The sequence below is a fragment of the Brasilonema octagenarum UFV-OR1 genome (assembly GCF_963888615.1).
Classification (GTDB): Bacteria; Cyanobacteriota; Cyanobacteriia; order Cyanobacteriales; family Nostocaceae; genus Brasilonema; species Brasilonema sennae.
On the sequence record NZ_CAWPKW010000223.1, the window covers coordinates 15,326 to 26,678 of the forward strand.

The 11,353-nt window shown below is 40.3% G+C and carries 7 protein-coding genes; 2 read left to right on the top strand and 5 right to left on the bottom strand.

What is annotated here, in order from left to right; translation table 11 throughout:
- Positions 1-599 precede the first annotated feature (599 nt).
- Positions 600-845: a hypothetical protein gene (locus AC5590_RS17765; protein WP_169264845.1), complete on the top strand. Its 246-nt coding sequence runs from the start codon at positions 600-602 to the stop codon at positions 843-845.
- On the opposite strand, the gene AC5590_RS17770 is transcribed toward AC5590_RS17765, so the two are convergent.
- The 4 genes from AC5590_RS17770 to AC5590_RS17785 form a co-directional block, all read right to left on the bottom strand.
- The gene (locus AC5590_RS17770) at positions 846-1,613 is read right to left on the bottom strand and encodes a hypothetical protein (protein ID WP_169264846.1); all 768 of its coding nucleotides are present in this window, start codon (positions 1,611-1,613) and stop codon (positions 846-848) included.
- Between the two features lie 11 nt (positions 1,614-1,624).
- A complete protein-coding gene (locus tag AC5590_RS17775) occupies positions 1,625-8,074 on the bottom strand; it encodes a hypothetical protein (RefSeq protein WP_248277217.1) in 6,450 nt (2,149 codons plus the stop codon).
- Between the two features lie 262 nt (positions 8,075-8,336).
- Entirely contained in the window at positions 8,337-8,678 is a 342-nt protein-coding gene (locus tag AC5590_RS17780; protein ID WP_169264847.1) for a DUF5615 family PIN-like protein, read from the bottom strand.
- Positions 8,675-8,908, bottom strand: a complete 234-nt coding sequence (locus AC5590_RS17785; protein ID WP_169264848.1) for a DUF433 domain-containing protein — start codon at positions 8,906-8,908, stop codon at positions 8,675-8,677. Before AC5590_RS17785 ends, AC5590_RS17780 begins: the two co-directional genes overlap by 4 nt.
- A gap of 77 nt (positions 8,909-8,985) precedes the next feature.
- On the opposite strand from AC5590_RS17785, the gene AC5590_RS17790 reads away from it, so the two are divergent.
- Positions 8,986-9,318, top strand: a complete 333-nt coding sequence (locus AC5590_RS17790; protein ID WP_169264849.1) for a XisI protein — start codon at positions 8,986-8,988, stop codon at positions 9,316-9,318.
- Positions 9,319-9,323: 5 nt separating this feature from the next.
- Here the strand turns inward: AC5590_RS17790 and AC5590_RS17795 are convergent, their stop codons facing one another.
- Positions 9,324-11,207: a relaxase/mobilization nuclease domain-containing protein gene (locus tag AC5590_RS17795; RefSeq protein WP_169264850.1), complete on the bottom strand. Its 1,884-nt coding sequence runs from the start codon at positions 11,205-11,207 to the stop codon at positions 9,324-9,326.
- Positions 11,208-11,353: the final 146 nt, after the last annotated feature.

Below are 11,353 nucleotides of genomic sequence, written 5' to 3' on the forward strand. Positions count from 1 at the left end.
AAACAGGGCTTCGGCCGTGATCTCAGCCGAACGGAACTCTTAAGAAATAAAAAGGTGTACCTAGCTTCGCCAAAATCAAATAGGAGTCTTATAGTTCTGTTTACTAACGCTCATCTACTTAATCACATTTATAGCATTTACCTTTTTGAATATTGATCTTATTTGCTGAAAATATATATTAATTATGGTTTTCAGTAATCATTTTTTTAGATAAAAATAAATATGAGAGAATAACTACTTTTTGTATTTGTCATGAACCATATATTTACTTAATGCTTTCCGAGAGAAATTTTGTTTTAATAGTTCTAAGTGATTTTATCCGCCTTCGGCGGAAGACAGAAGGTTAAACTCTGTCTTTTGTGAAGCCTTCTGGCGGTCGCCAACTGGGTATAAAACTCCACCATCTACACGGAACCAGTACTGTAGAAGGGTTTCCCTCACGCTTGTTCTGGCGTTGTCTATGGCTGAGTCCTCCGGACACGCTGCGCGAACGCCACGCAAGCTATCAATCGGTTAGGTGCTGCACCGATCCGATTGCTCCTTCAGCATAGCTGCCTCCTGCCCTCTGCCTTTCTTCAAGGAGCAATGGATAATTTTGTATGAAACTAGATAAACTTTTGTCATGGATAGAAAAGATTGTTGTTTGGTTTTTGATCGGTATGTTATGTTTTGTCGGGTTAGGTAGTTTACCTGTTAACCCGACAAGCTTTTTTGACTTTGCTGCGTCGTTGTATTATCTCTTAGCGGCAGTTGTTGTTTGCCCCAAGACTCCTCTTAGTTTTAATAAAAGACTAGTTTTTGGATTTATTGCCTTTTTCTATGGAGTTTGGGTCGGTTTAATTTAGCTAGCTCAATTCGTTACCAGATTCCTTACTTTGAATTTGCTGCTGGTTTTGTCTACGGAGTACTTGCTGCTCCTGGAATAAAACCTGAAAGCGCTCAAATTCTTCCTTCGTGAGGTTATTGATGATGATAGAGTATTCTTCTGAGTTATTGTCACAAGAAGCCAAGAGTGTTTCTTTGCTTTCTTCCAACTCAGGATAATTTCTATCAAGGCTTAGAATTTGTGAATCTTTTTCTAATTTTAGAATTGCAGTATATTCCTCACCTTTATAAAAAATACTTCGCGTGTCTTTATCTGCTTTTCCATATGTATTGATCCGGTCTACAATAACAGGAATAACAAACTGTTGAATTTGAATTGTAGTGGCAATAAGTTGTTTTCTATTTTCTTGACTTTCTTCTACTGGCTTGCTATTACTGTCGTCTGTTTTTTTAGTAAAGTTTGTTATCACCTCTGGTTCAATTGTTCTGACTTGAGTCTGGTTATTTGTTACTTGTGAAGAGAATTCATGACTGAGTTGATGAACAAAAGTGACAGGTTCAATATCTGCTGAGTTTACCTTTGCTTCCTCTTGCGCTACTTCGTTAATTTTGTTCATTTCTAAGCTAAGGTTTAGTGCAGCCTCTTTTTGTTCTTCAGCAGTTGGAGGATTGAGTGCTATCTCTTCAAATTTCTCATTACTGATGTTAAGCTGCTTCATGAGTTCTCTGAGGGTACTAGCCTTCATTGCGGTAGTCTGTTCTGCTGGAATTTCAACTAGTTCTTTCATATCAAAATTACCTACCTTTCAACAAAATCTGATTTGACATCTTTCAGTGTATTTGCAATCCGGGAGTTCATGTATCGAAAATCTTGTAATGTTTCATCATTAATATTATTTATTTTGATACTTCCTGATTTGACATAGAACAGTACATTATCATCTTTGTCCTTAACTAAGTAAGTTTGATTTTGGACTTGAGTGGCGATTTTGTACTTTTCAGTTTGTACTGACATAATGCCATTGATATCTTCTTGCCCAATTTTTTTAACTACACATTGAGCTAGACTTGTCATTACTTTGATTTTTTCAAGCTCTTTAATATCTTTATCCATTGCTTTAAAAGCATTTCCAAGACTAATATTTTCTTTGACGTATAAATCAGTTACCTCCTGAATTCGTGATAAATACTTTTCTGATTTACCGAGCTTTTGAGCGGCTACATACCAATCTTGAAGACTTTGAACTGTATTTGCCCTCATCCGCAGGGTAATGTCATCCATCGCCCCAAAGAGCTGTGTTCTGGGTTGAGAAGGCGATGCGAGTGCTTGTTCAATATTGGTTGGTGTAACTGAAATGGTTGTTTGTTGTGATTTTTCGACTACATTAGTATATGCTTGGGCGATCGCTCGGATGAATGCTGATTCCTTACCTTTACCTTCCCACTGTTTATCCTGGGTACTGGTGATAGTGGTACAGTTTTCCAACCATTCAGTTCCGCCACGCTTGGCGATCGCATCAATGAGCCGGGGGTGCTGTTCAAGTTTAGCCTGGAGTACCTCTACCATCAGTTCGTACTCATCAGCCAAGGGATGAAGCTGCTTCTGGTGATGGAACGCATGTTCGGCAGATGCATATGCTACACCTTTAGGCTTCTGCAAGTGGGTTTCTACTCCATACCGTCCGGCTGCGGCTTCTGGGTTGTTATTGATTGAAACTTGATAATTGTTTTGTAGCTTGCCTTGTTCTTTGGCAAGTGCAGTGGCATTGGCGAGTGCAGCTCCTAGCCCGTCTTTGGAGTCGGGGCTGATATGGACAGACGCAGCAATTTGCTGTTGTACGGGTGCACTAGTTGCACTCAACGTTCGCGTAGCGTCTCCGACAGGAGAGGGAACCGCAATGCACTGGCGTGTGTACGAGATAATCTTGCCGTTGGTTTGAACCGTGGGGTTTTGGGGTTGCTGTGCTTTAAGAGCTATGCATTCCGTGAGAATTTCCGCAAGTGCCCGTGCTTGCGAGATGTTTGTGCTAGCAAACTTGTCGGTGAGAACCAAGCCTTGCGATTTAAGAGCGAGTTCGTTAATTAGACTGGGGTTTTCCTGCGCCCACTGTTGCCAGAGTTTTTTATATTCTTGGTAAAGCTGTCCTTCGGACATTGGAGTGCGGGGTGGTTTGCCTTTACCCTTTTTCCAATCCTTGTCGTCGGGTGAGGTACGGTATCCTTTCACATCAAGTTGGTAGGCTGACTCAATAGTTCTGCCATCGGAGAGTTTGGCATTGAGAGCACTAAATCTTCCATCGCCTGCGCTTGATACTTCGTAGTTAGCTTTACCTTGGGGCGCGTATCTTCCCCACTCCCATTGTTGAGGCTTATTTTGTGAATTTATTTTTACATCAGTGCTGGGAGTTTTTGCAACTACTGTCTCTAGCTGCGTGGGTGCTTGTTCGATTTCAATTGGTTTTGCAGGAACAATTGGTACTGGTGTTTCTTCCTGACTGAGTTCTTTTGGACGATTTGGTAGTGCTAAGAGCGCTTGTTTGTATTCGCTATCTGGTAAAGTTTGGTTTGATGGAAGGAGACTGTCTTGAGTTTCAAGTTTTTGATTGAGTTCTGCACTTAGTTGTTCGTAACTGTCAAAGCCATCAATTTCACCAATATTAATAGCTGACTCAAATAAAGCATTTAATTTTTTGCTTAGTTCTTCACTAATTTCAGTTTTAGTAATAATAAATGTAGCTATATTGTTTTCAATAAAGGAATTAAGATTTACACTTTTTGACTCTAACCAATTAGTGACAGCGATCGCATCTTGTGCTGGTACGACTAATACGATAGCTTCTTTCGTCTTTACTTGTGACCCATCTGCGGAACTATACTGTTGGTTTGGGTTATAGAAATATATAGTTTGTTCGGGAATAATTGGGGCGACTTGTGAAGGAGTATCTGCACTTCTGATATGACCACCAGCACGGTCAATAAACGTTTGTTTCAGCTTTTCACTGATAGTACTTTCATCGAGCATGAATACAGTCATACCCTTTTTGGCTTCTAACCGAGCTTGTGACGCAGTCAGTTGTTCATATGATACTTCTACTTTTTCTAAATACTTTTTTGTTCTTTCGGCTATTTTTTCATCAACTGCTAACCCGATTAATCCTACTAATTTTTGTTCTTGATTTTGGAACATTACTGTAGGACGAGCGTTAATTTTAGCAAGTAACTGATTACTTTTTTCTTGCGGTTCGTTTTTAACAGGCTGTTCGTTACTTACAAGTTGACTGCGCTTAATCCACTGGTTGGGATACTGTACGGTTTCTGGATTAATAGTTATCTGACAGGTACTTTCATTACTGGTAATCTGTACAGGAATAGTGGTTCGTTGTTGATTGAGGCGGATAATGTCTGTGTCAATTAGTTTTTGTATAGTACTACTCTCTTTTTTTCGCCACTGTCTTTGTGTATAACCTTTGTTTAATTCAGCTTCAAGGCGTTCGGTGTGCTGACCAATAATACCAAGTGATTGGTCACCAATTTTAGCTATATAAACGTACTTTTTATCAAATGCTTTGACTGAAGTTTTTCTAAAATCTCGGTCTTGAATTTCCTGTCGTTTATACTTTTGATTAGTAATATTAATTCTTAAGAAATTTTTTGACGATGTTTCTGCTACAGCATAGGCATTTTGACCAGTCGTGATGGTTTGAATTTTGAGTTGTAACTGTTGTCCGTTTCTGGGCTTTTCTGCTAACAAACCTTGAGCAATACCTTCTTTGACTGATTCCTTATCGAGGTTACCTAACTTTTCCGGTTTGTTATCATTTTGGATATAAATACTATAGTCTTCTCTAATCAAATCAACCTTCTCAATTGTTAGCATGATAGGTTGATTGTTGAACCTTTGGGAATGAAGTCCAAACTTGTTAACTTCACCTACTTTAAAAGTGAGTTCTGGTAGTCCGGGTACTTTGGTTGTGACAGAGGCAGTATATATCTCACCTTTGGCTATCTCTGCAGTTGCGGTAGTATCAATTGGTAGTCGAGCATTATTCTGTTCGATGTTTCCAAATGTTTCATAATTCCCCTCTTGATTCTGTATTTCAATAACGCTCTTTCCATTTTCGCTTATATTAAACCGAATATTTTGGAGTTGATTTTCATGAAAGACTTCACTGTTACGGTCGAATCCAGTGATACTAAATTCCCTAAACTGAAGTGTGTCTAGCCGATTGATAATTTCTTGGGGAAAGGCAGCAAATGCAAAGTTTGAAATTTTCTTTTGGTTCTCATTACCTTTCTCATGACTACTTTCACGAGTCGTTGATATAGCCCAGGTAGCAGATGCCATTGCTAGTTTATGGTCTGATGGAATAGAATTATAAAACTCTTCTGCTACTTGGTAAGCTTTTTGGTAAAGAAGTTTTATTTGACCTTCACTTAGTTCAGGTTGGAAGGATATTTTATTGGATGTTACTTCCTGTCCAGGGATAATTTCTATCTCTTGTAGCTTGTTTTCCTGCTCCTTAGCAAGCGTTCCTAACGTCCTAAATTTAGGTTGACCGTTTTCAGTCTCATTGTTGATTTGGGCATAGACTATATATTGATGGGGACGGCTATGATTACGCTTTTCTTCTGGTATTTCTGATATTTTGATCGTAATTTTTTTCGCTTTCCAAATAAATTCGTTGTCATATTGTAGAAGGTTAGTGACACTGACTTGATTGCCATTAACAAGCGTAATATTTGCGGATGGTCCTTTTTCGGTTTCTTTCTGTTTAGATAGCTGATGAGCTCTGTTAAATGATTTATCAAATTCTTTTTTAGCGAGGCTTGCTTGTAAGCGTTGCTGATTAGAGAATTTAACACCTTGAAAGAAATCTTGAAACTGTACGATTTCACGTGATTCGAGACGGGCTTTCTCAAAATATTGGTTGGTTTGAGCAATTAGTAATTCAACTGGTGAGTATCCTGTAGGCTGGATGGTGCTATTTAAATAAACATCTTTTTTCTTATCTCGAATATAGTTAACTTCCCGGTGAAGAATCAGACTGTTGTTGCGGATAATCTCCATTTCAGGTTTTTTAGCACTTTTGAACAAGTCAACCGCAATTTGGTTTTGAAATGCTGCTTGGGCAATCATTTCGCGGTACATCTTCGTGTTGACGCTCATTGCTTTGAAAGCGGTTTCCTGGTTAAGAGGTTCCTGTCGTGCTGTTTGGATAAACGCTTCCATATAGCCGCGATACTTGTCGGGAACTTCTTTACCTTCTATACCCTTAGATTTTGCCCAGGCTTCTGTCTTGAACAAATCTTCGTAGTGTTCGGTTACCTCTTGTACATACTCGATTTGGTCTTTCTCACTGCCAAAGTTTTTCAGGATGGTAATTTCTGACTCTAGCGCCTCAATCGATGTCAGGTGGTTGTTAATAACACCAACACTAATGCTATCGCTCATGTGGATGGCGATTTCTTCAAATTCTGGCTGGCTACCGTCTTCTCGGTAAAAAGACTGTTTGTTGAGTTTAACAGTTGGCTCGTAAGCGTTAGAAGGCAAGTTACGCTCAGAAGCTTCTGCTGTGAGGTTGGGATACTTGCTTGCTCGGTCAAATCCGATACAGTCACCGTCGTAGTCGCGTGCTTGACGTTCCTGTTCGGACTCTTGGGGAAGAATTTCTAAGTTGTATCCAGCCGATTGAAGTTCTTGAATATACTCATTAAATTTGTTGGTAAACTCGATTTTGTCCTTTGTTTCGAGTTTACCTATATTTTTGTTTAAGTAATTCTCAATACCTTGTAACTGGATATTTTTCCCTTGAGCTTCGGGAAGGATAGATAAAATTTGTTCGTTTAGGCGGTTGTAAATGCGATCGCTTGTTTCGTCCGAGACAGCGATAACACCTGCGAGGGGTTTGCCATCTGGTCCAAGTATATCTTCTACTATTTTGTTTGTAGAGATGCACAGACCGTTCGAGTTGAGGAAAGGTGAGCGGAAGTTGAGGACTTCTTCTTTGTCTTGGTAATGAGGAATGCAGATTTCACCATTTTGCAGGTCTTTGGAGGGAATGACCATTGCACGCTCAAACGTGAGTGTTTTACCAATGGCGATTTCCTTCCACTCGTTTTGGACAAATCGAGCGAGTTCTCGCTGTACCTTCTCGGTTTCGAGAAGTTGTCCTTGTCCTTGTCCTTGTAAGTCAGCTTTGATGAGTTTGTAAATCAACGAGTCAGTAGCAATGCGTTCACGCAGCGTTTCTAATTCTTCTGTTACTGCTGGGTCTTCTGTTGCTTCTTCTTCAAGTGAGGCTGCTTGTTCTTCCAGAAAGGCTTTGCGTTTGGAGTACTTTTCACAATAAAGTTGGGCTAGTTGTCGGGGATCGTCCTGTGCAAGATTCAGCTTCTTAGCTTCCAGTTCTAGTTGTTCGGTAAAGTCTTTCACTCCATTGGGGAATGAAGCAAGTAACTGTGAGATAGCTGTCTTACCAAGTTCAGACTGTGATTTTTCTCCCAACCAGATATTTTGCCTGTACAGTCCAGGTTGAATTTGGGGTTTGGTCGGACCATTGGGGTTGTCTTTATCAGTTCCCTTAAATGCAGACAAGGGAAGAATTAGGTCAATTTTAGTTTGGTTATTGGCGTCTTGATAGTTAAGAATATTGTCAAGATTGGCTGGGCGTAGTGTACCTTTACCAAAGCGGTATTTGGTATCATCTCCATCTTGGTCAGTCCAACCGAAGCGGTGCTGAATGACGCGGTAGGAATCACCTTCTTTATAATTGGTAAGTTCGTGATATAAGTCTTTTGAGATTTGTCCATAACAGTCGCCTGTTAGTCGATATGCCTGGTCATTGTTAATGATGCTACCATTTTCACCATTACTATCATCAACAATTAAGATGTTTAACTCTTTATTTATGGCATTTTTGCACGCACCAAGGAAGATGGAACCATACGCGCCTCTATCTTTATTGTCTGGACATAACTGTCTAATTGTGTCTAGATATTCTTCTGGCCCATACAATAATCGGGTTTTTGACGATAATAATAATTTGTATCCTGACGGATGGTTTTTTAGTTGTTCAGCAGTAGACTTTTCGTCTATATGCCCAAACGAAAAGTTTTTTCTTGTCAAGAAATATTCTAGTAAAGTGTTGTTAAGTTCTTCTTGCAGAAGTGAATCGAAATTATTAATATTTCCATCGGTATGAATCCATTGATTTAATCTAGTATCAAAATGTTTAGCTTGAATTGTCATAGAAACAATTAAACTTCTAAACTTAATAAAAATTTTAATTTTTGGCAATAAAATACCCTAGAGTTTGATTTTACTTCCTCTATCTCGGTAATCTATTCAACAATTTTCTGATTTTTCAGAGCAAAATCTACATATTTGCAATCACTATGTATGAAGCAATGTCACGGGAAATACGGCTATTCTACACAGGACACTAAATCAGTAGTAATTTTCGTAATGTTTGCTATCTGGGTTGACTTAAAATCAATCGACAGAAGATGATTTAAGGAGTGTTGCTAATTTCCACAATCATTTCTCCTTGCCGCAGTTGTTCTAATGCATCAGGCAAAGTAGCACTGAGCAATTGTTGCAGGTTAGGATTCGTGACATTGCCACAGGTCAGCCACAAAATCTGAGGAGGTGTTCCCAAGCGACATACCAAGTCGATGAAGTCGCTGTCTTTTGTCATAATCACAGCGTTTTGGGATCGTGCCTGTTCAAAAATTTCGATATCCTTCGCGTCCCGAAGTGACAAATCTCGCAGGGCAGCAGCTTCTAAGCTAAAGGTGATTGTCAGCCAGTTTGCCAGTGTTGGAGGCAGTTGAGCATCAATCCAAATCTTCATGCTGTCAGTCTGGGAAAATCAGTGCGTTTTGCGGCGAAGAGCAGGCAAGCTTGAATATCTGCCAGTTCCAAATCGGGGAAATCTTCTAAAATTTCAGTAACACTAACGTTTTCAGCCAACATTTCTAAAATATCGGTAACTCGAATTCGCATCCCTCGAATGCAGGGACGACCACCACACTGACCAGGGGTTTGGGTTATGCGAGTTAGCAAGCCCGTCGTTGAATTCATGAGAATGTCTGCAAGTTGCTTTGTTTATCTCCATTTTATGATGAGAAACAGGAGGTGTTACTAGAGGTTATTATCCGATGGCTGTAGAGAGATATCGTCAAATCATCCAACAGTTAATTTTAGAACGGGCACAGAGGCGATCGCCTTTAGAAGAAATCGAGATACAAGCGATTCTGGATACTGAGCGCGACCATTACCTTTTGCTACATACAGGCTGGCGTGGTAATCGTCGGACACATGGATGCAGTCTACATCTCGATATCAAAGACGGCAAAATCTGGATTCAGCATGATGGGACAGAAGTAGGAATTGCTACACAACTGCTAGAATTGGGTGTACCAAAAGAAGATATCGTTTTGGCGTTTCACTCTCCTTATATGCGCCAATTTACGGAGTTTGCCACCAGCTGAGCATTTTACTGCTCAATTCCCCCTTTGGATTGTGATTTGTTGATTAGCGCTTGTTGAGTAAAAGTCCGCAAGCTTTCGATTTGTTCGATTTCATTTTCGTTGAGTCGGGTGGGTTTTTCTTCATACCAATTTCCTTCCACGTAGCGGGTTTGCATTACAGGGGTATCATCTTGGTGACGGTAAACAGTCAGGATGTTTTCATGTAGGCTTGCACTCAACTCCCGTCCTTTGATGCGAGGACTGTTGGTAACAAGCATGTAGTTAGTGATGACTGAAGGTAGATGTTCAAGAGTAAGAGGCAGGGTATTGGGTGTAAGGAAGCCATCGGCTTGAGCCGGTGTGCTGACTTCTGACTGGTGTTGTAAAGTTTCTTCTGGGGTGCTTCCTAGTGCTTCCTCTTCGGGAAGTCGTGCGGTGGAATAATTCTCTTTCACTGAGTCTGTAATCGCATGGTGGCTTTGTTGAAGCGGATATGTTTTTGTTTTATCTAAACTAACAGACGGTAGATCTTCCTCTGTGGAGGAAGGTACACCAGTGTCGTTGCAAGCTAGTGCTGCTGTATTTTTTTCCTTTGCGCGAGATTGTTCTTCTTCTTTTTGTAGTTCAATCCCAAGAAGTTTTCTTTCTGGAGTTGGCTGTACCAATTCCTCCTGCTGTAGCGGTAGTTGTTTTTCTACTTCAGTTTCAACTGATGAAGAAGTATTTTGATTCAATGGTAGCGGTAGTTCGATAGAGGGCTGTTTTTCTTTTGAGGGAAGTGGCTGTTCTTGGGATTGTTCTGGTTGCGGTGGGTTCTGTACTTTCTTCTTTGCTGCGGCAGAAACTGGAGCCAACTTACTTTCTAAAATTGGTGTTATTGTTAGCCTCTCATCTGTATAACTGTTTTTCCGTATATTTGTACTAATCCCAAAATTGGAGCTATCATCAGTAGCGCCACCGCTGTCCCCTGTGCTATCACTAGTAGGTTTGTCAATAGTATTGTATTCTATTTTACTGAAAATATTATTGTTGATGCGGCTAATTGCATTTGTTTTGGCTTGTTGGAGTTTGCTTACATCCCTTTGTTGGTCAAATGTCAATCCGTATTCAGACTGAAGTTTGTTCCAACTATAGGGTTTGTATACCTGATAACCAGCTATTTTGACATCATTGTGGATATAGGTAAAGCCGAGTAATTCATCCCCCCGCATCTTGGGTAATACTCCAATGTTGTTTTCCTCTAGGCGTTGGATAAACGTAGAGATGGTGGGACTATCAATTATAGCCTCCCCTATTGCTGAACGGATAATTTCCTTACTGGTTGGGGTTTTGTGCTTACTGTTGACTGCTCTAATACTTTTCGAGCGGTTGCGACTTGTAAGTGCAGTTATCCCGTACTCTTGTTCTAACCTAGAAGCGACGGCTTCATTTGTCGTTGGTGTTACTTCCAATCCTAATTGAGCTGCGATTCGTCTAGTTGAAACCTGGGAGTTGAAATAGTCGTAGGAGTCATTAACCAGGCTACCGTCTAACCGAATACGAGAGGCAATTATATGCAAATGTTCGTGGTCGCGGTCATGATGTCTGACTGCAACGAACTGACTCGTGGCGTGGGGTGATTCATATGCAGGCAAATATCCCATGTCTTTGAGATACTCCCTTGCTACATAGCTATACTGACTATCCGATAAATGTTCGTGGTAGTCCCGACGGTGTGCGATCGCAATAATGAGATGGGCGCACTGACGTTTGACCGCCTTGTTCGTGTATTTGGTACTAAGGAACTGTTCGTTGAATTGATGTGGGCTTGTTCCCATCATATTGGTATCGACAATCGCAGCATCATCCTTCTCCAAGACATACTTGAGCGTATCGAGAAAGTTTGGTTTTTTGTATATGACTGGAATCAAGAGAAAAAAGTATAATGTGATTTCTCTAACTTAGCAATTATACTTAGAAGCTGAAATAAGCTGGCTTTAAAGATTCAGAGAAATTAGGGGCTTGCTATGCTGAAGCACCTTGTCACCGAATTAGTGGCAGTTTGAGTAACAAAAGG